Origin of the sequence: Streptomyces broussonetiae (assembly GCF_009796285.1) — a bacterium.
Lineage (GTDB): Bacteria > Actinomycetota > Actinomycetes > Streptomycetales > Streptomycetaceae > Streptomyces > Streptomyces broussonetiae.
Genome location: NZ_CP047020.1, coordinates 6,008,258 through 6,034,041, shown reverse-complemented (window position 1 = coordinate 6,034,041; position 25,784 = coordinate 6,008,258). Strand labels below are relative to the sequence as shown.

Below are 25,784 nucleotides of genomic sequence, written 5' to 3'. Positions count from 1 at the left end.
GTGTCTCGCCTCTCGCGGGTGGGGCTGCCCGTCCTCACGGGCGCGCCCGCACGCCCCGGTTCCCGTAGCGGTCGAGCTCGTGGAAGGAGCCGTCGACGATGCGGAGCCGGCCCTCATCCCGCAGTTGGTCGTGCACGTACCTGCCAAGAGCCGTGTCCAGCACGCCGAGGCCTAAGGGGGAGAAGATCACGGGCCGGTCGGCGGGCGGCTCGAGACGGCCTTCCAGGACGTCGAAGAGCGTCCCGTCGAACGGGGTCAGTGGCCCTTGGGCAGCGGCAGGCCGGTGACCGGGTCGCCGAGGACGACCGCGATCTCGCGGTCCCCTTCGTACGGCTCCCTGCTGTGGGCCATCCGCAGGTTGTCCACGACCATCAGGTCGCCGTTGCGCCAGGGCTCGCGGAGGGTGTGCTTCTCGTAGACGTCGTTGATGGTGACCACCGTCTCCTCGTCGAGCCGCGTGCCGTCGCCGTGCAGGCTGTTGAACGGCAGCCCGTCCACCCCGAACTCGAACGTCAGGTACTCCCTGATCGCCGGGTCCAGGGTCCACTCGTTGAGGAAGGCGATCTGGTTGAACCAGCCCCGGCGCCCGTTGCCGGGGTGACGGAGCACGGCGGCGGCCCGCTGCCGCGTGCGCAGCTCGCTGTCACTCTGCCACTCGTACGTGATGCCGCCCGCATCGCAGTAGGCCTCGACGGCTGCCCGGGCCGCGGTGCCGAACGAGTCGGCGAGGCCCACCCCGACGGTGTCCGTATAGGCGCGGGTGAGCTGCCAGCCTTCCTCCTCGAAGCGGGCGACCAGGCCGGCGGGGAGCGCCTCCAACACGGCCTGGGAATCCGCGACGCCGGTCACCCCGCCGGACTCCGGCGCAGTCAGGCAGGCGAAGAGCAGGGTGCCGGGAACTTCGTGGGCGTAGCTCAGCTCGTGGTGCATGCACATCGGCTGGTGCGCGGGCCACTCGGAAGAGGAGTGGACTCCGTCCGCCAGGAGCCGGCGCGGCGCGAAGCCCTCGCGCTCGGTGACGACCCGGTCCAGGTAGGCCCGGCCCACCCGGGCGACGGTGTCCGCGTCGCGCAGGCCCAGACCCCGCACCAGGACGGCCCCGTGCTCGGCCACCGTGGCGCGCAGGCGCGAGCGGTGCTCGGTGACCCAGACAGCGGGGTCGGCGGGTGCCGGGCCGTCGAGGTGGTGTACGGCCGGGCTGCCCTCGGTCCTGATCACTTCGAGCGGCGCGGTCTGCGCCGCCTGCGACGTCACGTCCATCGTCCGGTCATTTCCTTGTCGTCGTTTCGGGGGCTGGCGCACTGCGGGAACGCACTCGCGATCACTTGACGGGCCCAGGGCCCTCGGCGGCCGGTGCCAGAAGTCCGGCGAGGTCGGCGAGCCGGGGGTTGCGGTGTACGTCGCGCAGGGTGAAGGCCCGCTCCATCCGCACGACGAGCTGCACCGCCGAGAGCGAAGTGCCGCCCTGGTCGAAGAAGTTGTCGGTGCGTCCGATCCGGCCCGCGGGCAGCCGCAGGACCTCTTCCCAGGCCGCGGCGAGGCGTCGCTCCGCGCCCGTACTCGGCTCCTCGTACCGCTTCTCCCCGTGCCGCGTGGCCAGTTCCGCCGCCAGGGCGACCAGCGCGCGCTTGTCGGTCTTCCCGTTGGGGGTCAGCGGCAGCGTCGTCAGGCGCTCGAGCCTGCGCGGCACCATGTAGGCGGGCAGTGCCCTCACGAGCCGTTCGCGCAGCGCCTCGGCGGGTTCGGCGGAGCCGGTCTGGAAGCCGACCAGGTGGCGGCCCTCGTCGGGGCTCTCCACGACCACGACGGCGCCATCGCGGACCCCGGGCAGCCGCAGCAGCTGGTTCTCTATCTCGCCGATCTCGATCCGGAAGCCGCGGATCTTGACCTGCGCGTCACGGCGTCCGAGGTACTCGAGCGAACCTCCGGGCAGCCAGCGGCCGAAGTCGCCCGATCTGTAAAGTCGTTGACCGGGTCGGTGCGGGTCCTCGCCGAACGCCTGGGCGGTGCGCTCCGGGTCGTTGACGTAGCCGCGGCCCACGCACACACCCGAGAAGACGATCTCTCCGGGCGCGCCGAGCGGCACCGGGCGCAGTTCCTCGTCGACGACGTACACCGAGACGTTGCCGACGGCCGGGCCCAGCGGGACCGAGTCCCAGACCGGTACCGAGGTCATCACCTCGTGGTTGGTGTCGTCGGAGGTCTCGGTCAGGCCGTAGGCGTTCATCAGGGCGATGTGCGGGAACCGCGCGAACCAGCGCACGGTCAGTTCCTTCTTCAGCGCCTCACCGGTGACCGAGACGCAGCGCAGCGCGGGCAGTTCCCTCGGCCGGGCCTCCAGGCGGGCGAGCACGACCTCCAGGTACGAGGGCACGGCCTGCAGGATCGCGACCTCGCCCTGTTCGACGACGTCGAGGTAGCGGTCGACGTCGAGAATCGACTCCTGCTCGATGATCAGCGTCCGGCCGCCGACGACCAGGGCGGCGACGAGCTGCCACAGCGAGATGTCGAAGGACTGCGGGGCGGTCTGGGCCACCACCTGTCCCGCGCCGATCCCCTGGTCGTCGATCTTGGCGTAGAGATGGTTGACGAAGCCCGCGTGCTCGCACATCGCGCCCTTGGGCTCGCCGGTCGAGCCCGAGGTGAAGTACAGATAGGCGAGTTGGTCGGCCGCGACGGGCACGGCGGGGTTGCTCTCGGCGTGGCCCTCCGTGTACGCATCGGCGACGGTGAGGAGTTCGAGGCCGGCCGGGGCCGCCTGCTCCAGGTGCCCCGGGCCGCCGCCCTCGGTGAGGGCGGCGCTCTCGGTGAGGACGAGCGCGCAGCCGCTGCGCTCCAGCGTCCTGGCCATCCGGTCGACCGGCGCCTGTGGCTCGATGGGCAGATACGCCGTCCCCGCCTTGAGGACGCCGATGACCGCGGCAAGCCAGTCCAGGTTGCGCTCGGTGACCACCGCGACCACCGACTCGGCGGCCAGGCCCCGGCCGAGCAGGGCGTGGGCGACCCGGTTGGCGCGCGCGTTCAGCTCCGCGTACGTCAGACTCACGCCGCCCTGCACGGCGGCGGTCTCCGCGGGCCTGAGCGCGACCTGCTCCTCGAACAGTTCGTGGAAGCGGCGGTCCGGTATCTCCCGCGCCGGCCCGGACAGTTCGTGGATCTGGTGGTGGTACTCGGCTTCGGAGAGCAGGACCCGGCCACGGCTCGGGGCGTCGGGTGTGGCCGCCATCTGCTCCAGCGCTGTCAGGTAGTACCCCGCAATGCGGTCGGCCGCCTCGGCGTCCAGGACATCCGTCCGGTAGCTCAGCAGGAGCGCCGGTCCGTCGGGCCCGTACCGCAGGCTCGTGGTCAGGACGGTGTCCGGCGCGGGCCGCGCCGGGGGGCCGTCGAGGTGACCCAGGTCGAGGACGGTCTCGAAGGCGCCGTCGGCGGGCGTCCCGGCCGCGCGCTCGGACGTGGCGAGCAGCTCGCGCCACGTTGCGTCCTGGAGGGTGAGGGCGCGGGGCTGGGGCGCGCACTCCAGGGCGGAGGCCGGCGGGAGGTAGCCGGTCACCAGGGCGGACTCGCCGCTGAGCGCGGAGAGGACCACTGTGTGGGCGGCGACGAGGGCCGCCTCCCAGCCGGCCGCGGAACGCCTGGCCAGCAGCCGGGTCCGGGCCGCGAGGCGGACGGGGACCTGCCGCGTCAGCTCGGCCCGCTCCGATGCTCCCTCGGGGACACCACCCGGCGGAACCCACCGCGGAATCAGCCGCTGAGGTGCTCCAGTGATCGTCATCGCTCTCTCCTGTGAGGCCGGTCGGCAGGGATCCGGGGAATCGGGGAATCGGAGGTACAGGGGTGTCGGCGGACATCGGCGGACGACGTGGAGCATCAGGGAGGTCAGGGACGCCGGGTCCGAGGGACGGTGGGCGTCGCCGACCCGGGACAGTCCTGTACGACGGGTCCTCAGCGTGTCGCACTCGAAGGACTCGCCGTCCGTAGTGCCGGCGGACGCCGTCGGGCTCCACCGGCCGGCGAGTCCTTCGAGTGCGAGCCTCGCGTTCTTCCCACTCTGGATTCCGGGCGATACCGAAGTCGACCATAAGCACTGGGGTTCACTTCGACAAGGGATTCCGGGCCGGAATATCGGACCACACTTCGAATAATTGAAAGAGGAGAATGGAAGGGCACGTCGCACGGTTTGCAACTCTCGTACACGCCGGGCAACACATGTCAAACCAGAGAGAGTTGGCCACACCCGTCGGCATTCACCTGCCATCCGTCCCACCCGCGCCGCACCTTCACCGGCGCGCACACCGGAGTGATCCCGGCGACGACGCCCTCCAATGGCAGTTAGTGGACATCAGAGAATTCCGGGTCCGGAAATTCACGGTATCCGGCGCATCGCCGTGTACAGGGCCCGCAGCATGAGGATCGCGCTCACCGCAAGCAGGTGGTAGCCGAGGAGCGGGTAGAGCTCCAGTTGCGCGGTGACATGTGGTCCCCGCCGGGTGCCGAACACCACGAGCATCACCCCCATCAGGCCGGTGCAGGCGGCCAGCAGGGTGACGGTCAGCTGGTGCAGCAGGCCCGTGACGAAGCGCCGTTCGCGATCGTCCGCGAAGACGCGCACCCGCACGCCGAGGCGCCCCTCCTCCAGGGCGGAACTGATGCGTTCGACCCGCCGGGGCAGCCGACGCAGCATCGGCAGCATGGAGAGGAACTCGTGAGCCGCGCTCTGCGCGAAGGACGGGAAGCCCGGCAGCGCGAAGCCGTCCTCGCCGACGCCACGGCTGTCGGTTCGGGTCCCGCGCCTACGGAACCGCAGTTCCTCGGTGAGCATCTCCACGGCGAAGCCGCGTGCCTCCGTGAACAGGTCGAAGCCGGGGGCAAGCTGGGCCAGGGTGCCCTCCATGGTGGCCAGGGCCCGGAAGACCGCGGCGACCTCCGGTGGCACGGCGAGCCCGAACCGGGACAGCATCCGGAACAGGGCGGTGTACGCCTCGGAGTCCGGCGGGGTGCCGGCCCCCAGATGCCGGGCCATGAACCTGCCCAGCTCCCGTTCCAGGACCAGAGGGTCGGGATGGAACTCCTCGTTCGTCGTAGCCCGCGTGCCCAGCAGGGCGACCAGGGCGTCGTGCAGCCTGGCCGGGTCGCCACGGTCGACGGCGACGAGGAGTTCCTGGATGGCGACTCTCGTCGGGGGGCCGATCCTGCCCACCGAGCCGAAGTCGATCATTCCGATCCGGCCGTCGTCGAGCAGCAGGGTGTTGCCCGGGTGCGGATCGGCGTGGAAGACGCCCGCCCGCAGGATCTGCCGGAGCACCGCCGCCAGTACGGTCCTGGCCAGGACTTCCCGGTCGAGGCCCTTTCTGCCGGCGACGACCGGGGCTCGGTCGAGGGTGACCCCCTCCAGCCACTCCTGCACCAGAACCCGGGGCGAGGTGTACGCGTCGTACACCCGCGGAATGCGCACGGCCGCGTCGGCCTCGAATCCGCCGCAGGCCCGCGCCACCGCCTGCGAGTTGCGGGCCTCGATACGGAAGTCCAGCTCCTCACGGATGGACTGGGCGAAGCCATCGCCCAGCTCGCGCAGGCCCAGGGCTCGCGCGGAGCGGGCTCTGGCCTGGATGCCCTCGCTGACGGCGATCACGATGTCGAGGTCACGCTCGACGGTCTCCCGAATCCCGGGACGCTGCACCTTGACGGCGACGGTGGGGCCGCCGTGCAACCGCGCGCGGTGCACCTGGGCGATGGAGGCGGCGGCCAGCGGCACGTGCTCGATCCACTCGAAGACGTCGGCCACCGGTTTGCCCAGCTCCTCACGGAGCAGCGCTTCCACCTCCGACCAGGACGCCGGGGGCGCGCTGCTCTGCAGGCGGCTCAGTTCCTCGGTGAAATGGGGCGGCAGGAGGTCCCGACGGGTGGACAGCACCTGGCCGAGTTTGATGAAGACGCCACCGCATTCCTCAAGTGCGGTGCGCAGCGCACGCGCGGACTGCTCGCCGTACTCCCCCGGGCTCATGGCCTGTTCGAGACGGGAGCGGCTGCGCACGAGCCGAGCCAGGCCGTTGCGCATGAAGATCCGGCTGATCTGCGAGTAGCGGCGGGCACGGCCGATCCGCGCGCCCGCACCGCGCAGCAGCCGGAGGGGCAGCGCCCAGCTGCCGCGCGGCAGGAAGACGTCGGCGAGTGCGATCGCGATCATCGCGGCGAACAGGGACAGCGCGATCCGGACCGCTACGAGCATCCCGCGGTTCTCCTGCTCCGGCACCATCTGTCCGAAGAAGGCCAGCGTGCCCAGAGCCACCAGGCAGGCGAAGAGCGCGCGCAGCGGGCCGATCGTGATGCCGAGCAGTTTCCTGGACACCACCCGGACACAGAGGTAGACCCCGCCGAGGGTGGCCACGGTCGTCAGCACGATGACCAACGGCAAAGCCGGACCGGCTATGTCCAGGGCGGCCTGTACGGTCATGAGACGACTCCCTCGGTATGTCGCGGGCCACCCTAGGCAGGGCACCCGCACGTTCCGAGGGATGTGTCAGCTACATGCAACGGCGGACCGTGCGGGGGTGGTCCGGACGGGGGCAGCCGATACGAGGCGGCGCTCTTCCCACCGGAACGGCCACCTTCCTGTCAAGGTCTCCGAAACGACCGGCACCGAACCGACCGGCGCCGAGCTGTCAGCGGTCACGGTCGCGAGGGGCCCGCGGAGAGGGGGCGTACGGCCGTTGCCGGCCCACGGCCCGCCTCTCCGCGGGCTCGCTCACTCGTCGAAGGCGCGACCCGTCAGCTTCTCGCCGACTGCCTCCCCGATCAGCCTGAGGGCTTCGGGGCCCATCAGCTCGTCATGCGTGCAGTCCACCTCGCGGATGTCCATCTTCTCGGTGAGGTACGGCGTCCATCGCTCGGCTTCCGGCGCCGACTGCGGGCGCCCGCGTACCGCCCTGAAGAACAGCACCTCTCCGTCGAAGCCGCCGGGAACGTGCTCGTTGTCGATCACCATGTTGTTACGGGTCACCCGGCCCACCCGCGCCAGTGTCTCGGCGTCGAAGTTCCCGAACAGCCCGCCCTGCTCACCGAGGAGTTCGACGGTGCTGCTCGCGGTCAGCGGACCGGCGGCCGGGTCGGACTCGGCTCCGGCGTACTTCAGCAGTTCACCGAACAGCTGCTCGTCCGACGGCGCCGTGGACGTCTCGCCGCGCTCAGCCGGGTAGGAGTCGAGCATGGCGAGCAGCTCCACCTCCTCACCCTCCTTCCGCAGCCGTACGGCCATGGCGTGTGCGACGACTCCGCCGAACGACCAGCCGAGCAGGTGGTAGGGCCCCGACGGCTGGACCTCGCGGATACGGGCCACGTAGTCGGCCGCCATGTCCTGCAGCGTCCGCGGCAGTTCCTCGTCGCCGCCCATCCCGCGTGCCTGCAGCGCGTAGACCGGGTACTCGGCCGAGATCTCACGCAGCAGCCCGGCGTAGGACCAGCCGAAGCCGGTGACCGGGTGCACACAGAACAACGGTGCCTCGCTGCCCGCCGTGCGCAGCGGCAGGAGTACGTCGAAGGCGCCGCCCTCATCGCCGTCATCCAGCTTCAGGGCCAGCTCCGCCACTGTGGGCGCCTCGAACAGCGCCCGGATCGGCAGCCGTACGCCGAAGACCGACCGCACCTTCGCCAGCATCCTGACGATCATCAGTGAGTGGCCGCCGAGATCGAAGAAGTTCTCGTGCACTCCCACGTCCGGCACGCCCAGTGCCTCCGCGAACAGAGCGCAGAGCAGCTCTTCCTTCGTGTTGCGGACCGGCCTGTCCGCCACCGGGGCGGCGGCGTCCGGTGCGGCGGGGACCCCGGCTTCCGGCGAGGCGAGGCGCGCGGGCCGTCCTTCGATCTCCGGTACGTCGATGCTGCTCATGCGGGCCGTCGGGTCGGTGACCATCGCCTTGAGCACGAGCAGCAGCCGCTGGGTGAGCGCCTCGACCGTGGCCCGGTCGAACAGGTCCAGGCTGTACTCCACCGCGCCGGCCAGCGTCGTGGCCGTCCGGTCGTCGCCGTTGCCCTCGGCCTGGCGCTCGTCGAACACGAAGGACAGGTCGAACTTGGCGGCTTCCAGTGGCACTTCGTACGGCCCTGCCGTGATTCCCGGCAGGTCGATGGTCGGCTCCGAGACGTTCTGGAACTCCATCGTGACCTGGAAGAGGGGGTGGCGGGACAGGGAACGGTCCGGGTTGAGGACCTCCACCAGCCGCTCGAAGGGCACGTCCTGGTTGGCGTAGGCCGCCAGGTCGCTCTCCCGGACCCGGCCGATCAGCTCGGCCACCTCAGGATCACCCGACAGATCGGCGCGCAGCACCAGAGTGTTGATGAAGAAACCGATCAGCCGGTCCAGCGCCTCATCGGTGCGTCCGGCGACCGACGTGCCCAGCACGATGTCCTCACCCGCACCCAGACGGCTGAGCAGCATCGACAGACCGGCCTGGACCACCATGAACACACTGGCCTGCGACCGACGTGCCAGCTCACCCAGACCCCGGTACAACTCGGCATCCACGGTGAAGAGGACTGCGTCACCACGGTACGTGGAGATCTCTGGACGTGAGCGGTCGACCGGAAGTGCCAGTTCCTGCGGCGCACCGGTCAGCTGCTCACGCCAGTACGCAAGCTGAGCGGCGATCGGGCTCTGCGGATCCTCCTCCCGGCCAAGGACCTCACGCTGCCACAACGTGTAGTCGGCGTACTGCACCGGCAACGGCTCCCAGCCCGGAGCCCGCCCCTCGGCCCGCGCCCGATACGCCTGCGAGAAATCAGCAGCCAACGGCGCCACCGACCACCCGTCCCCGGCAATGTGATGCAGCACGAACAACAACACGAACTCATCACCCGGCAGATCGAACAACACCGCACGCAACGGCGCCTCCACCGACAGATCAAAACCACGACCCGCCTCGACCGCCACAGCCGCCCTCAACGCACCCTCGTCCCCGACACGGACGACCGGCACCACAACCTGGACATCACCCACCACCTGGCACGGTTCACCGTCGCCGGCCTCGGCGAAGACCGTCCGCAGGCTCTCATGACGACCCACCACATCCGCCAGCGCAGCCCGAACGACCCCCACATCCACCACACCCGACAAACGCAGCGCACCAGGAATGTTGTACGCCGCCGACTCCGGCTCCATCCGGTTCAAGAACCACAACCTGCGCTGAGCAAAGGACAACGGCACCACACCCGGCCGCTCCACCACCCCCAACGCCCGACGCGCACCCGGCGAACCCGACAACCGCACCGCCAGCTCCGCCACCGTAGGCGCCTCGAACAACGCCCGAATCGCCAACTCCGCCCCGAACGAAGACCGCACCCGCGACACCAAACGCGTCGCCAGCAACGAATGCCCACCCAGATCGAAGAAGTTGTCCTCCACCCCCACCGAATCCAGACCCAACACCTCAGCAAACAAACCACACAGGATCTCCTCCTGCGGACTACGCACCCCACGCCCACCACCCGACAACCCACCAGCCGAGAAATCCGGCACCGGAAGCGCACGCCGGTCCAACTTCCCATTCGGCGTCAACGGCAACCCGTCAAGCACCACCACAGCCGACGGCACCATGTAACCCGGCAGCGAACGACCCACAAACGCACGCACCCCACCACCATCAACACCACCGGCGGAACCAACCACATAACCCACCAGCCGCTTGTCCCCCGGCCGGTCCTCACGCACCACCACCACCGCCTGCCCCACACCAGGAGCAGCCAGCAACGCCGACTCGACCTCACCCAACTCGATCCGGAAACCACGCACCTTCACCTGATCATCAACCCGGCCCACAAACACCAGATTCCCATCAGGCAACCACCGCACCAGATCACCCGTGCGATACATACGCTCACCCGGACCACCGAACGGACACGCCACAAACCGCTCAGCCGTCAGACCAGCCCGACCCCAATACCCCCGAGCCAGACCAGCACCAGCCACATACAACTCACCCACCACACCCACAGCCACCGGCCGCAAACCACCATCCAACACAAACACCCGCGTCCCCACCACCGGACGACCGATCGGCACCACACCACCACCAGCCAACGGACCACTCATCGACACACACACCGTCGACTCCGTCGGCCCATACGCATTCACCATCCGACGACCCACCGACCAACGCTCCACGGCGTCTTCGCCGATCGCCTCGCCGGCGACGGTGAGAGTGGTGGAAGCCGGTATGCCGTCGGAGGGCAGGGCGGCGAGCGCCGCCGGGGTGAGAGTCACATGCGTGACCCTCTGGTCCGCGAGTACGCGGACGAGGCTGGGGCCGGGCAGGAGTTCGTCGGCCGAGGCCAGGACGAGGGCCGCGCCGCTGACGAACGCGGCGCCGATCTCCGAGATCGCGGCGTCGAAGCTGGGCGAGGCCATCTGCAGCACACGGCTGTCCCCCTTGATCGCGAACCCGTCGCTCAAGGCGGTGGCCATGTGGGCGATGCCGTGGTGGGTGACGACGACACCCTTGGGACGACCCGTCGAACCGGACGTGTAGATGACGTACGCCGGGTGCTCCACCCTGAGAGCCCCACCCCGCTCACCATCCACGACATCCGCCGCCGACAGCCCCGCCACCTGCCCCACCACCGCGGGATCATCCACGACCACCACGTCGACACCACCGACGTCACCCACGTCCACACCGTCCAACGTCAGCACCACCACCGGCGCCGCATCAGCCACCATGAACGCCATCCGCTCAGCCGGATACCCCGGATCAACCGGCACGTACGCACCACCGGCCTTCACCACCGCCAACAGAGCCACCACCAGCTCCACCGACCGCGGCATCACCACAGCAACAAACCGCTCCGCACCCACACCACGCCCGACCAGCAACCGCGCCAGACGATTCGCCCGCTCATTCACCTCCGCATACGACAACTCCACACCACCGCACACCAACGCCACAGCATCCGGAGTCAGACCCACCTGACGCTCGAACAACCCGGGCAGCGTGGCCGGCTCGACCACCGCCCCCGTCTCGTTCCACTCCACCAGGACGCGGTGACGCTCCGCCTCACCCAGTACCTCGATGCTGCTCATGCGGGCCGTCGGGTCGGTGACCATCGCCTTGAGCACGAGCAGCAGCCGCTGGGCGAGCGCCTCGACCGTGGCCCGGTCGAACAGGTCCAGGCTGTACTCGATCGTGCCGAACAGCGTGCTGCCGGTCTCTCCGTTGCCTTCCTCCTGGCGCTCGTCGAACACGAAGGACAGGTCGAACTTCGAGGAGTCGGCCGGGACTTCGAAGTTGGTCGCCTCGATGCCGGGCAGGTCGATGCCGGCCTCGGGGACGTTCTGGAAGACCAGCATGGTCTGGAAGAGGGGGTGGCGGGCCAAGGAGCGGTCCGGGTTGAGGACCTCCACCAGCCGCTCGAAGGGCACGTCCTGGTTGGCATAGGCCGCCAGGTCGCTCTCCCGGACCCGGCCGATCAGCTCGGCCACCTCAGGATCACCCGACAGATCGGCACGCAGCACCAGAGTGTTGATGAAGAAACCGATCAGCCGGTCCAGCGCCTCATCCGTACGACCGGCCACAGCCGTGCCCAGCACGATGTCCTCACCCGCACCCAGACGGCTGAGCAGCATCGACAGACCGGCCTGGACCACCATGAACACACTGGCCTGCGACCGACGCGCCAGCTCACCCAGACCCCGGTACAACTCGGCATCCACCGTGAACGTCACCGCGTCACCACGGTAACTCGACACCACCGGACGCGAACGATCCACCGGCAACGCCAACTCCTGCGGCACGCCCGCCAGCTGCTCACGCCAGTACGCAAGCTGAGCGGCGATCGGGCTCTGCGGATCCTCCTCCCAGCCAAGGACCTCACGCTGCCACAACGTGTAGTCGGCGTACTGCACCGGCAACGGCTCCCAGCCCGGAACCCGCCCCTCGGCCCGCGCCCGATACGCCTGCGAGAAATCAGCAGCCAACGGCGCCACCGACCACCCGTCCCCGGCAATGTGATGCAGCACGAACAACAACACGAACTCATCACCCGGCAGATCGAACAACACCGCACGCAACGGCGCCTCCACCGACAGATCAAAACCACGACCCGCCTCGACCGCCATCGAGGCGTACAGGGCCTCCATGTCGGCCACGGGCACGACCGGTACGACCGGCGCCGCGGCGTCCACGTCGATCAGGATCTGGCAGGGTTCACCGTCGCCGGCCTCGGCGAAAACCGTCCGCAGGCTCTCATGACGACCCACCACATCCGCCAGCGCAGCCCGAACAACCCCCACATCCACCACACCCGACAAACGCAGCGCACCAGGAATGTTGTACGCCGCCGACTCCGGCTCCATCCGGTTCAAGAACCACAACCTGCGCTGAGCAAAGGACAACGGCACCACACCCGGCCGCTCCACCACCCCCAACGCCCGACGCGCACCCGGCGAACCCGACAACCGCACCGCCAGCTCCGCCACCGTAGGCGCCTCGAACAACGCCCGAATCGCCAACTCCGCCCCGAACGAAGACCGCACCCGCGACACCAAACGCGTCGCCAGCAACGAATGCCCACCCAGATCGAAGAAGTTGTCCTCCACCCCCACCGAATCCAGACCCAACACCTCAGCAAACAAACCACACAGGATCTCCTCCTGCGGACTACGCACCCCACGCCCACCACCCGACAACCCACCAGCCGAGAAATCCGGCACCGGAAGCGCACGCCGGTCCAACTTCCCATTCGGCGTCAACGGCAACCCGTCAAGCACCACCACAGCCGACGGCACCATGTAACCCGGCAGCGAACGACCCACAAACGCACGCACCCCACCACCATCAACACCACCGGCGGAACCAACCACATAACCCACCAGCCGCTTGTCCCCCGGCCGGTCCTCACGCACCACCACCACCGCCTGCCCCACACCAGGAGCAGCCAGCAACGCCGACTCGACCTCACCCAACTCGATCCGGAAACCACGCACCTTCACCTGATCATCAACCCGGCCCACAAACACCAGATTCCCATCAGGCAACCACCGCACCAGATCACCCGTGCGATACATACGCTCACCCGGACCACCGAACGGACACGCCACAAACCGCTCAGCCGTCAGACCAGCCCGACCCCAATACCCCCGAGCCAAACCAGCACCAGCCACATACAACTCACCCACCACACCCACAGCCACCGGCCGCAAACCACCATCCAACACAAACACCCGCGCATTGGACTGGGGACGGCCGATCGGCACGATGCCGTCGGGGAGTTTCCGGCCGGGTTCGATGCGGAACTCGGTGCAGTTGACCGTGGCTTCGGTGGGACCGTACACGTTGCTGACGACGGCGTCGGGGTGCTGCGCACGCCACTTGTGCAATGCCTCGCTGTGCAGGGCTTCACCGCCGAGCAGCAGGTGCCCGGACGGCGAGTAGTCCGAGGGCAGGTTCTCCAGCAGCGGCAGGTGGCTCGGCGTCGCCTTGAGGAAGGTGTTGGGCGTCTCGCTGAGAAGCGCCGCCGTCTCGGTGTCCTCGTCCTCGAGGCCGGCCAGGACGATCCGGCCCCCGGACACCAGCGGGGTGTAGAGCGCCGTCACGGTCAGGTCGAAGGCGACCGGGGAGTGCACCAGCGCGACGCCCTCGGCAGCGGGGTAGGTCTTGCGGGTGTAGGAGAGGTAGTCCACCACGCTGCGGTGCTCGATGACGACGCCCTTGGGGCGGCCGGTCGAGCCGGAGGTGTAGATGACGTAGACCGGGTGCTGCTCGCGAAGGGAGGCACTGCGTTCGTCGTCCGTGACGTCCGCTGCCGGCTGCTCGGCCACCTGCCGGACCACCGCGGGATCGTCCAGGACCACGACGTCGGTCCCGCCGGCTTCGCCCACGTCCACGCCTTCCAGCGTCAGCAGCGCCACGGGCGCCGCGTCAGCCATCATGAACGCGATCCGCTCGGCGGGGTATTCGGGATCAACCGGCACGTACGCGCCACCGGCCTTGGCCACCGCGAGCAGGGCCACCACCAGCTCCACCGACCGGGGCATCTCGACGGCCACGAAGCGCTCCGGGCCCACGCCACGCCCGATCAGGAACCGCGCCAGGCGATTCGCCCGCTCGTTCAGCTCCGCATACGACAACTCGACGCCACCGGCGACCACCGCTACGGCGTCCGGCGTCAACTCCACCTGTTTCTGGATGAGTTCGGGCAGCGTGGCCGGCTCGACCACCGCCCCCGTCTCGTTCCACTCCACCAGGACGCGGTGACGCTCCGCCTCACCCAGTACCTCGATGCTGCTCATGCGGGCCGTCGGGTCGGTGACCATCGCCTTGAGCACGAGCAGCAGCCGCTGGGCGAGCGCCTCGACCGTGGCCCGGTCGAACAGGTCCAGGCTGAACTGGAGGTGCCCGTTCAGGGTGACGGAGTCATCGGCGGCGCGCGACTCGGAGAAGGTCCACGCGAGGTCGTACTTGATCGAGCTGGACTCGACCGCCTCCATCACGCTGCGTACACCGGGCAGGTCGATGCCGGCCTCGGGGACGTTCTGGAAGACCAGCATGGTCTGGAAGAGGGGGTGGCGGGACAGGGAGCGGTCCGGGTTGAGGACCTCCACCAGCCGCTCGAAGGGCACGTCCTGGTTGGCATAGGCCGCCAGGTCGCTCTCCCGGACCCGGCCGATCAGCTCGGCCACCTCAGGATCACCCGACAGATCGGCACGCAGCACCAGAGTGTTGATGAAGAAACCGATCAGCCGGTCCAGCGCCTCATCCGTACGACCGGCCACAGCCGTGCCCAGCACGATGTCCTCACCCGCACCCAGACGGCTGAGCAGCATCGACAGACCGGCCTGGACCACCATGAACACACTGGCCTGCGACCGACGCGCCAGCTCACCCAGACCCCGGTACAACTCGGCATCCACCGTGAACGTCACCGCGTCACCACGGTAACTCGACACCACCGGACGCGAACGATCCACCGGCAACGCCAACTCCTGCGGCACGCCCGCCAGCTGCTCACGCCAGTACGCAAGCTGAGCGGCGATCGGGCTCTGCGGATCCTCCTCCCGGCCAAGGACCTCACGCTGCCACAACGTGTAGTCGGCGTACTGCACCGGCAACGGCTCCCAGCCCGGAACCCGCCCCTCGGCCCGCGCCCGATACGCCTGCGAGAAATCAGCAGCCAACGGCGCCACCGACCACCCGTCCCCGGCAATGTGATGCAGCACGAACAACAACACGAACTCATCACCCGGCAGATCGAACAACACCGCACGCAACGGCGCCTCCACCGACAGATCAAAACCACGACCCGCCTCGACCGCCATCGAGGCGTACAGGGCCTCCATGTCGGCCACGGGCACGACCGGTACGACCGGCGCCGCGGCGTCCACGTCGATCAGGATCTGGCAGGGTTCACCGTCGCCGGCCTCGGCGAAAACCGTCCGCAGGCTCTCATGACGACCCACCACATCCGCCAGCGCAGCCCGAACAACCCCCACATCCACCACACCCGACAAACGCAGCGCACCAGGAATGTTGTACGCCGCCGACTCCGGCTCCATCCGGTTCAAGAACCACAACCTGCGCTGAGCAAAGGACAACGGCACCACACCCGGCCGCTCCACCACCCCCAACGCCCGACGCGCACCCGGCGAACCCGACAACCGCACCGCCAGCTCCGCCACCGTAGGCGCCTCGAACAACGCCCGAATCGCCAACTCCGCCCCGAACGAAGACCGCACCCGCGACACCAAACGCGTCGCCAGCAACGAATGCCCACCCAGATCGAAGAAGTTGTCCTCCACCCCCACCGAATCCAGACCCAACACCTCAGCAAACAAACCACACAGGATCTCCTCCTGCGGACTACGCACCCCACGCCCACCACCCGACAACCCACCAGCCGAGAAATCCGGCACCGGAAGCGCACGCCGGTCCAACTTCCCATTCGGCGTCAACGGCAACCCGTCAAGCACCACCACAGCCGACGGCACCATGTAACCCGGCAGCGAACGACCCACAAACGCACGCACCCCACCACCATCAACACCACCGGCGGAACCAACCACATAACCCACCAGCCGCTTGTCCCCCGGCCGGTCCTCACGCACCACCACCACCGCCTGCCCCACACCAGGAGCAGCCAGCAACGCCGACTCGACCTCACCCAACTCGATCCGGAAACCACGCACCTTCACCTGATCATCAACCCGGCCCACAAACACCAGATTCCCATCAGGCAACCACCGCACCAGATCACCCGTGCGATACATACGCTCACCCGGACCACCGAACGGACACGCCACAAACCGCTCAGCCGTCAGACCAGCCCGACCCCAATACCCCCGAGCCAAACCAGCACCAGCCACATACAACTCACCCACCACACCCACAGCCACCGGCCGCAAACCACCATCCAACACAAACACCCGCGTCCCCACCACCGGACGACCGATCGGCACCACACCACCACCAGCCAACGGACCACTCATCGACACACACACCGTCGACTCCGTCGGCCCATACGCATTCACCATCCGACGACCCACCGACCAACGCTCCACCACCTCGGCGCTGGTGGCCTCGCCGCCGACGACGAGGCTGCGGAACGCGGGGAGTTCGGCCGACGGGACGCTGGCGAGTGCCATGGGAGAGATCAGCGCGTGGGTGATCCGGGCCTCGGCGAGGAGGGCGCCCAGTTCCTCGCCCGCCAGGACGTCGGTCGTGGGGACGACGAGTGCAGCGCCCGCCAGGAGACTCATGCACACCTCGAGCACCGAGGCGTCGAAGCTCGGTGACGAGAACTGGAGGACGCGGCTGGAGGCGTCCACGTCGAAGCGGTCGATCTCGGAGACGGTCAGGTGGGCGATGCCGTGGTGGGTGACGACGACACCCTTGGGACGACCCGTCGAACCGGACGTGTAGATGACGTACGCCGGGTGCTCCACCCTGAGAGCCCCACCCCGCTCACCATCCACGACATCCGCCGCCGACAGCCCCGCCACCTGCCCCACCACCGCGGGATCATCCACGACCACCACGTCGACACCACCGACGTCACCCACGTCCACACCGTCCAACGTCAGCACCACCACCGGCGCCGCATCAGCCACCATGAACGCCATCCGCTCAGCCGGATACCCCGGATCAACCGGCACGTACGCACCACCGGCCTTCACCACCGCCAACAGAGCCACCACCAGCTCCACCGACCGCGGCATCACCACAGCAACAAACCGCTCCGCACCCACACCACGCCCGACCAGCAACCGCGCCAGACGATTCGCCCGCTCATTCACCTCCGCATACGACAACTCCACACCACCGCACACCAACGCCACAGCATCCGGAGTCAGACCCACCTGACGCTCGAACAACCCGGGCAACGTGCACGGCTCAACCCCCGCCCCCGTCTCGTTCCACTCCACCAGAACACGGTGACGCTCCGCCCCACCCAGCACCTCGACGGCCGCGACGGGCTGTGCCGGGTCACGGATGATCGAGGTGATGACCCTGATGAGGCGGTCCGCGACGGCCTCCACCTCACCCTGGTCCAGGGCACCCGACTGGTAGTTGAACCGCAGGGTGAGCCGCGGGCCGGGGGCCATCACCAGGGCCAGGGGGTAGTGCGTGGCGTCGTGCGGCTCCACCCCGGCCAGGCGCAGCTCGGTGCCGGGGATCGCCGAGTCCAGCTCGTGCGGGAAGTTCTCGAAGACCACCAGGGAGTCGAAGAGTTCGCCCAGGCCGGCGGTGCGCTGGATGTCGGCGAGACCGACGTACTGGTGTCGCGCCATGCGCAGGCTCTGCTGCTGGAGGCGTTCGAGCAGCGACAGCACCTTCTCGTCCGGACGGATCCGTGCGCGTACCGGGACGGTGTTGATGAACAGGCCGACCATGGACTCGGCGCCGGGGACCTCGGCGGGGCGGCCCGCGAGAGTGGTGCCGAACAGGACGTCGTCGCGGCCGGTGTGGTGGGCCAGCAGGAGGGACCAGGCGCCCTGCACCACCGTGTTGGCAGTCAGGCCGTGCGATCGGGCGAACGTGGTGAGTTCTTCGGTGAGTTCGGCCGGGAGCTGGGCGACGTGGTTGCGCGGGGTCTTGTCGGCGTCCGCGGGGACGTCGGGCGCCAGCAGGGTCGCCTCCGTCACGCCGTCGAGGAGTTCGCCCCAGGCCGCCTTGTGCGCCGCCGCGTCCTCGCGCATCAGCCAGGCCAGGTAGCCGCGGTGCGGGACGGGGACCGGCAGGTCGCGGCCGTCGGGGTCGGCGTACAGACGCAGGAGGTCCTCGATGAGCAGGGGCATCGACCACCCGTCGAGGAGGATGTGGTGGTTGGTGAGCAGCAGGACGTGGCTGTCGTCGGTCAGGCGGATCAGGGTGAACCGCAGGAGCGGCGGGACGGCCGGGTCGAAGCGGCAGGCGCGGTCCTCGGCGACCAGGCGCTCCTGCTCCCGGGGGCGGTCCGCCGGGTCCAGGGCACGCAGGTCGTGCTCGGCAAAGGTCAGCGGGACGGTGCGGTGCACCACCTGGACGGGCTCGCCGTCACGGCGGGCTCGGAAGCCGGCTCGCAGGCTGGGGTGGCGCTCCAGCAGCCGGGCCGCGGCCCCGCGCAGGGCGGGAACGTCGAGCGGGCCGCTCAGCGAGAGGGCGAACTGCACGGTGTAGACGTCGGGAGCGGTCTCGTCGTACTGCGCGTGGAAGAGCAGGCCGGCCTGCAGGGGCGAGAGCGGAAGGACGTCTTCGATGCGCGACTGCTTCACTGGGCAATCTCCCATTCTCGGGCCAACTCGTCTTCAAGTGCGTCGAGTTCGTTCTGGCTGAGGGTGTTCAAGGTGAGGTCCGACGGAGTCTGAACGGCCTTGTCCGACTGCTCCGCGCTGGTGATGAGCGCTTCCAGGCAGCGCTTCCAGAGGTCGGTGAGGCGGGTGGCCGCTTCCTCGGTGATGAGGGCCTTGGGCCAGGTCCATCGCGTGATCAGGCGGCGGCCGTCCGCTCCGTCCCGCACCATGACGTTGATGTCCAGCTGGTACGCGGCGGGCATGGCGGGTTCGGTGATCTCGCCGAGGGCCTCGCCGGGCGCGAGGCCCCAGCTGTGCGGGTCGGTGGCGGCGGCGTCGAAGCGGCCGAGGTAGTTGAAGCCCACGTCGGGTCCGGGACGTTCCGCCAGTTCGGCGGCGGTGTCCGGGTTGTGGTGACGCAGCAGTCCGTATCCGATGCCGTCGCCGGGGACGGTGCGGAGCTGCTCCTTGATCTGCTTGAGAGCGTCGTCCGCGGCGGCGCCCCCGTGGTTCGCGGCCCGCGCGACGGCCGGGTCGAGGCCGAGCGTGACCGGGTAAAGCGAGGTGAACCAGCCCACGGTCCGGGACAGGTCGTGCGTCTCGCTGATCGGTACGCGGCCGTGGCCTTCCAGGGCGACGGTGAGCCGTCCGTCCCCGGGCTCGCCCGCGCCGCGCCACTGCGGGACCGCCATCATCAGTGCGGTCAGCAGGACGTCGGTGACGGCTCCGTTGATCCTGGACGGCACCGTGGTCAGGAGCGGTTCGGTCAGGTGCGGCTCGAGTGCGGTGTCGAGGGAGACGAGTTGGGCCACGGTGTCCCGGCCCGGATCGAGCCGGTCACCGGCCGGCAGCAGCGGCGCGGGGCGGGCGAGCTGGGCGGTCCAGGCCGCGAGTTCGGCGACCCGCCGGGGGGAGCGGGCCTCGTCCGCGAGCCCAAGGGCCCAGCCGCGGAAGGAGGTGCCGCGCGCGCCGAGGTCGGGGGTGCGGCCGGCCGCCACGGCGCGGTAGGCGCTCTCGAGGTCGTCGAGCAGGAGACGCCAGGAGACGCCGTCGACCACCAGGTGGTGCAGGACGAGCAGCAACCTGCCGGGGCGTGCGCTTCCGGCGTCGAACCAGACCGCCTGGACCATCACGCCGTCGTCCGGCCTCAGGCGGCCCGCCGCGGCTTCCCTGTGGGTGGCGATGGTGGCGGCCAGGGCTTCCTCGTCGAGGTCCGCGACCTGGACGACGTCGACGACTTCGGCGGGATCAGCGGCATCGGCGGCGTCGGGGACGTGGAGTCGCCATGACGGGGAGCGGTCCAGTCGGGCCCGCAGGACGTCGTGGTGGGTGCGCAGGGCGCGCAGCGCGGTGCCTAGATGGTCTGCACGGACTCCGGCCGGGGTCTGCACGAGGGCGAACTGGCCGAAGCGGTCGATGAGTTCACCACGGTCGCGCAGCCATTCCATGATCGGAGTGGCGGGGACGTCCCCCACCGGAGCCGCCTCGTCGTCGCCGCCCGTCCCGATGGCCGTGGCACACGGCGCGAGCGCCTCGACGGTCTTGCACGCGAAGACGTCCTCGGCGGTGAGGAGCAGGCCGTGGGCGCGGGCCCGGGAGACGAGGCGCATCGCGACGATGCTGTCGCCGCCGAGGTCGAAGAAGTTGTCGGTGACGCCGACGGTCTCCAGGCCGAGCACCTCGGCGAAGGCCCGGCACAGGATCTCCTCGGCCTCGTTGCGGGCGGCGGCCTTCGCGGTGAGGCCGGCGTAGTCCGGTGCGGGCAGGGCACGGCGGTCCAGCTTGCCGTTGGCGGTGGTCGGCAGGTCGGTCATGACCACCACGGCGGCCGGGATCATGTACTCCGGCAGCCGGTCCACCAGCGCGCGGCGCAGGCCGGCGGGGTGTGCCTCGGTGCCGGGTCGCAGGGTCACGTAGCCGACGAGCTGGCTGCCGCCCGGGCCGTCCGGTCGCAGGATCACCGCCGCCTGCGTCACCTCGTCGAGGTCGGAGAGGGCCGCCTCGATCTCGCCGAGTTCAACGCGGAAACCACGGATCTTGACCTGGTCGTCGGAGCGCCCCAGGAAGATCAGGTTGCCGTCGTCCCGCCACCGGGCCAGGTCGCCGGTCCGGTACATCCGTTCGCCGTCGCGGAAGGGATCGGCGACGAACCGCTCGCCCGTCAGCGCGCTGCGGTGGAGATATCCGCGGGCCAGTTGGACTCCGGAGAGGTACAGCTCGCCCGGTACACCCGCCGGCACGGGGCGCAGCGCCGCGTCGAGGACGTAGGCGCGGGTGTTCCACACGGGCGCGCCGATCGGCACGCTGTCGCCCTCGTCGTCCGGCGCGCAACTCCAGGCGGTGACGTCGACGGACGCCTCGGTCGGGCCGTACAGGTTGTGCAGCTCCACCTCCGGGAGTGCGGCGAAGAACTGGCGCTGGGTCTCGCGGGGCAGCGCCTCGCCGCTGCAGACGACCCGGCGCAGGGCGGGGAAGGGCTCGACGAACGGGGCGCGGGCCAGGAACGCCTGGAGCATGGAGGGGACGAAGTGCAGGGTGGAGATCCGCTGTTCCCGGATGATCTCCGCGAGGTACCCGGGGTCCTTGTGCCCGTCGGGCCGTGCCACCACCAGGGTGGCCCCCTCGACCAGCGGCCAGAAGAACTCCCAGACGGACACGTCGAAGCCCGAGGGGGTCTTCTGCAGGATGCGGTCCTCGCCGCCGAGGCGGTACTGCCCCTGCATCCACTGGATCCGGTTGAAGATTCCGGCGTGCGGGACGACGACGCCCTTGGGGCGGCCGGTGGAGCCGGAGGTGTAGATGAGGTACGCCGGGTGGCTCGAACGGAGCGCGGTGGTGCGGTCCCGGTCGGTGGGGTCCGTGCCGGGGTACCGGTCGAGGTCCGTGCGGGTGCCGGGGTCGTCGAGGCACAGCCGCGGGCAGTCGGTCGCGGGCAGGTGCGCGGCGGTGCCCGTGGTGGTGAGGACCGCCACCGGCTGCGCGTCGTCGAGGACGTACTCGATCCGGTCCCGGGGGTGGCCGGGGTCGACGGGCACGTAGGCTGCGCCGGACTTGAGCGTGGCGAGCAGCGCCACGACCAGGTCCACCGAGCGGTTCAGCGCGACGGCGACGCGGTCCTCCGGGCCGATGCCCAGGTCGATGAGCCGGTGCGCGAGGCGGTTGGCGCGGGTGTGCAGCTCCCGGTAGGTCAGCGTCTCGTCGTCGAAGGCGAGGGCTTCGGCCTCGGGGGTGCGGGTCGTCTGGGCCTCGAGGAGGGCGGTCAGGGTAGCGAGATCGCGGCCGGTGTCGTTCAGGCCGTGGACGAGGCTGTCGCGTTCCGCGGGTGTCGCCACCTCGATGCGGCCGAGGGAGCGCTCCGGCGCCGAGCGTGCCAGCTCGGCCAGGAGGTGCTCGAACCGGGCGCCGTGCCGGTCCACGTCCCCGGGCTCGTAGACGTCGCCGTTGGCGTGCAGGTCGATCGCGAGGCCGTGGCGGCCCGGTCGGCCGTCGACCACGAACGTCATGTCGTCGTTGGGGCCGACGGTGAGGCTGTGCGAGACCGTCTCGCAGCCGGGGAGGGAGAAGTCGGTGTCGAACATCAGGAAGTTGACCTGCGGACCGACGAGCCGGCGGTCGTCGCCGAGAAGCTTCAGGTCACGGCGCAGGTCCTCGTAGCGGTAGTGCTGGTGACGCACCGCGCCGTGCATCGCCTCGGCGGCCGCCTCGACCAGCTCGGCCACCGTGCCCGTGGCCGGTACCGGGACGCGCAGCGGCAGGACGTTGGAGACCATGCCCGGGATGCGGCGGGCGGTTCCGGAGCGGCGGGCGGCGACCGGCAGGCCGAGGACGACGTCCGTGGTGTTGGTCATCTTCGCCATGTACAGCGCGATGGCGGCGGCGGTGACGACCGGCCAACTCGCGTTCGTCTCCCTGGCGAGGCGGTGCAGCCCGTCGGTGACCTGGTCCGGGAGGTGGCCGGTGCGCCGGTGGAACGAGGAGGGCATCGTCGGCTGGCCGCCCGAGAGACTGGCGGGCTCCGGGCGGTCCCCGAAGCGGTCGAGCCAGTACTCCCGGTCGGCCGCGAAGCGGTCCGACGCACGGTAGGCCGTCTCGGCCGCGACGAGTTCGGTGAGACTGCCCAACGCCTGCTGGGGGGCGGGGTCCTGGCCGCCGGTCAGTTCCCGGTAGACCTCGGCGACGCGGGTGGCGATCAGGCCGCCGCTGAATCCGTCGAGGACGAGATGGTGGGCGCGGTAGTACCACTGGAGCCGCTTGCCGCCGAGGTCGATGAGGGCGAACAGGTACAGCGGATCCCGGGCGGGGTCCACCGCGGTGCGGGCATCGGCCAGCATCCAGTCGAGGGCGGCCGCCTCCGGGTCCGGTTCGGCGCTCACGTCGACCGTGCGGACCTGGGCGGGCGGGTCCGGGTGCACGCTCTGCACCGGCTCGCCGTCGTGCTCCTCGAACGTGGTCCGCAGCGCCTCGGCCTCGATCAGGACCTGGCGCAGCGCCTCGACGAACGCGACCCGGTCGAGCGGGCCGCGGATGTCGACGTATTCGGCGATGTTGTAGATGGCGTTGTCCGGGTCCAACCGCTGAGCGAACCACATGCCGCGCTGCGCCGCAGTGAGATCAATGGCTTCAGCAGGCACTGCTGACATTGGTGTTCCCCTCCGTTGGTTTCCCGACGCCGGTTTCCGAGGTGTCCTGCTGCACTGGTCCGGGCAAAGTCGAAACCACGGTGGAATTTCTCATCGAAAATACGACGTTCGCCTTTTCCGGCACTCAGCAACACATTCAGATTTCACTGAAAATCATAGATTTCGGCAGCACAGTGAGAATATGCGCTGAGCGCGCGGGGGTCGCGGTTGCTTTCAATACTTCAAAACAGCTCGCCCGAGGGGCGGAGCACGGCGAGGGCCTCGCCGATCTCGGCGACCAGTTCGTCTCCCCGGTGCGTCTGACCGCTCATGATGACGCCGGCGGCCGTGTACTGGTCGATCCGGACGGTGTGCCGCAGCGTGTCACCGGGGTGGACGCCCCGGTGGAAGGTGATGCCGCGCACGGCGGCCAGGATGGGGGCGGTGCCGCCCGGCTGCCCCTTGGCCCGCTCGCGCCGCAGCCACAGCAGGGCACCACCCTGTCCCCAGGACTCGATCAGCAGGGACGGCGGATAGCGCAGGGCGCGCGCTCCCGCGTCGGGCGCCAGCCGCGCGTAGCAGGATTCGCTGCCCGTGATCGCCTTGCTGGTGACGATACGGTCGTAGGGGTCGAGGTCCAGCACCCGGTCGACGAGCAGCATGGGATGGGCGTGCGGGATCGTGCCACGGATCTCGGCGTGTTCGAGCAGCGCCGTCTCAGGGCCGCCCGAACCGGCCCCCGCGCCGGCGCCGTTTCCGTCGCTGACCGCGCCGGTGTCGGTACCGGAGGTGAGCCGGAAGCTCATCGAGACCTTCGCGGCCCGGACGTCCCCCCTGCGGCAGTCGGCGGTGACCTCCAGTTCCTGCGTCCCGTCCGCACCGACGGCCTTGGCCACGCAGTGGATGTCGAGCCGGTCGCCGGGGCGCAGCGCCGCGAGGAAGCGGACGGAGGTGATCCGTGCCGGTTCCGCGAAGACATGCGTGCCGTGGTTCTCCCACACCAGGTGCAGCACCGCCTGGTACACGGATTCGATGACGAACGCGCCCGGATAGATGGTGAAGTCCGGGTAATGGCCCTCCATGTACGGGTCGTCGGCGCGGATGAGCTTGTGGGCGGTGACCTCCGTGGCCGACAGGACGGTGCAGGAGTCGACGGCAGGAAGCGGGACCGCCCGCGCCCGGCGGCCGGCCTCGATGGCAGCGCTGGGCACGGGCGGCGGGGCGACGAGGGTCACAGCACGACTCCGCCGTCCACCCGGATGATCTCGCCGGTGATGTAGCCGGCCCTCTCGGAGAGCAGGAACGAGACGAGGTCGGCGACCTCGTCCGCGCTGCCGTAGCGGCGCATCGGAATGCTCTTCAGCGCCTGGGCACGCACCTTCTCCGAGAGCGCGTCGGTCATGTCGGTCTCGATGAAGCCGGGGGCGACCACATTGACCCGCACGCCGTAGCCGGCCAGTTCCTTGGCGAGCGAGATGCTCATGCCCTGGATGCCGGCCTTGGAGGCGGAGTAGTTCGTCTGCGTGGCGTTGCCGTCGATGCCCGCGACGGAGGACATGTTGACGATCGCGCCCTCCTTGCGCTTCATGAACCCGAAGACCACCGCGCGGCAGAAGTTGAACGTGCCGTCGAGGTTGGTGCCGATGACGGCCTGCCAGTCCTTCGGGTCCATCAGGACCATCGGGTTGTCGCGGACGATGCCGGCGGAATTGACGAGGGCACGGACCGGGCCGACCGCCTTCTCCGCCGCGGCGACGAACTCCTGTACGGCGTCGAAGTCGGACACGTCGCAGGGGGCGTGGTACACCCGCACGCCCGCCTCACGGATCAGCTTCTCGGTCTCCTCGGCCGCCTCCACGCCCGAGCGGTAGCAGAAGGCGATGTTGCGGCCCTCCTGTGCGAGGCGGACGGCCACCGCGCGTCCGATTCCCCTGGAACCGCCCGTGACGACGGTGCATCCCTCTTCGGTCACTGCTCTCTCCTTAGCCGGTACGGCACAACTCACTCCGGCCGGGACCGGCGCTCGGCCGGTCCGGCCGGAGACGGAACATCGGGACGGCTCCTCAGCCGCAGCCGCCGGCGGTGTCAAGGTCCAGGACGGCGACTCGGTCGACGATCTCCTTCGGGACGCCCGCCAGCGGGTCCTCGCCCCACTCCTCGTCCACCAGCGGGTAGACGGCGCCCGACTGACGCGGACCGTCCTGCAGTGCGGTGTTCGTACTCATTGCTCATCACCTTTCCGTGATCTTGACGGTGGCCAGCTGCTGTTCCAGCGCGGCGAGGAACACGCCGAAGGGGTCGTCCAGTTCCCTCGGGACGCTCGCCAGCGGGTCCTCACGCCGTGCCTCGCCCCTCGGCGGGTAGCCGGTGCGCGGCTTGCGCGCACCGTTGGCGCGCGGGGTGCCCACGCCCAT

General features: G+C 69.6%; 9 protein-coding genes and 1 pseudogene. All 10 read right to left on the bottom strand.

The genetic code is table 11. The annotated features are described in order from the left end of the window. Positions 1-34: 34 nt before the first annotated feature. Positions 35-247: pseudogene (locus GQF42_RS46120) on the bottom strand (2,3-diaminopropionate biosynthesis protein SbnB); the annotation flags it as partial. A gap of 8 nt (positions 248-255) precedes the next feature. Continuing rightward, positions 256-1,260: a TauD/TfdA family dioxygenase gene (locus GQF42_RS27950; protein ID WP_158924338.1), complete on the bottom strand. Its 1,005-nt coding sequence runs from the start codon at positions 1,258-1,260 to the stop codon at positions 256-258. Positions 1,261-1,321: 61 nt separating this feature from the next. Continuing rightward, positions 1,322-3,772, bottom strand: coding sequence for a non-ribosomal peptide synthetase (locus tag GQF42_RS27945; protein WP_158924336.1), 2,451 nt, complete (start codon positions 3,770-3,772; stop codon positions 1,322-1,324). A 591-nt stretch (positions 3,773-4,363) separates the two neighbouring features. After that, positions 4,364-6,451 carry an ABC1 kinase family protein gene (locus tag GQF42_RS27940; RefSeq protein WP_158924334.1) on the bottom strand — a complete coding sequence of 696 codons (2,088 nt, stop codon included), beginning with the start codon at positions 6,449-6,451 and terminating at the stop codon, positions 4,364-4,366. Positions 6,452-6,742: 291 nt separating this feature from the next. After that, a complete protein-coding gene (locus tag GQF42_RS27935; RefSeq protein WP_158924332.1) occupies positions 6,743-18,733 on the bottom strand; it encodes a non-ribosomal peptide synthetase in 11,991 nt (3,996 codons plus the stop codon). Then, complete coding sequence (locus GQF42_RS27930) at positions 18,730-23,382, bottom strand: non-ribosomal peptide synthetase (RefSeq protein WP_158924330.1); 4,653 nt, start codon at positions 23,380-23,382, stop codon at positions 18,730-18,732. Before GQF42_RS27930 ends, GQF42_RS27935 begins: the two co-directional genes overlap by 4 nt. A 230-nt stretch (positions 23,383-23,612) precedes the next feature. Beyond that, the gene (locus GQF42_RS27925) at positions 23,613-24,605 is read right to left on the bottom strand and encodes a hotdog family protein (RefSeq protein ID WP_158924328.1); all 993 of its coding nucleotides are present in this window, start codon (positions 24,603-24,605) and stop codon (positions 23,613-23,615) included. Further along, complete coding sequence (fabG, locus tag GQF42_RS27920) at positions 24,602-25,342, bottom strand: 3-oxoacyl-[acyl-carrier-protein] reductase (protein WP_158924326.1); 741 nt, start codon at positions 25,340-25,342, stop codon at positions 24,602-24,604. The genes GQF42_RS27925 and fabG overlap by 4 nt, the downstream gene beginning before the upstream one ends. A gap of 91 nt (positions 25,343-25,433) precedes the next feature. Further along, positions 25,434-25,595: a hypothetical protein gene (locus tag GQF42_RS27915; RefSeq protein ID WP_158924324.1), complete on the bottom strand. Its 162-nt coding sequence runs from the start codon at positions 25,593-25,595 to the stop codon at positions 25,434-25,436. 6 nt (positions 25,596-25,601) lie between these two features. Beyond that, positions 25,602-25,784, bottom strand: a complete 183-nt coding sequence (locus tag GQF42_RS27910; RefSeq protein ID WP_158924322.1) for a hypothetical protein — start codon at positions 25,782-25,784, stop codon at positions 25,602-25,604.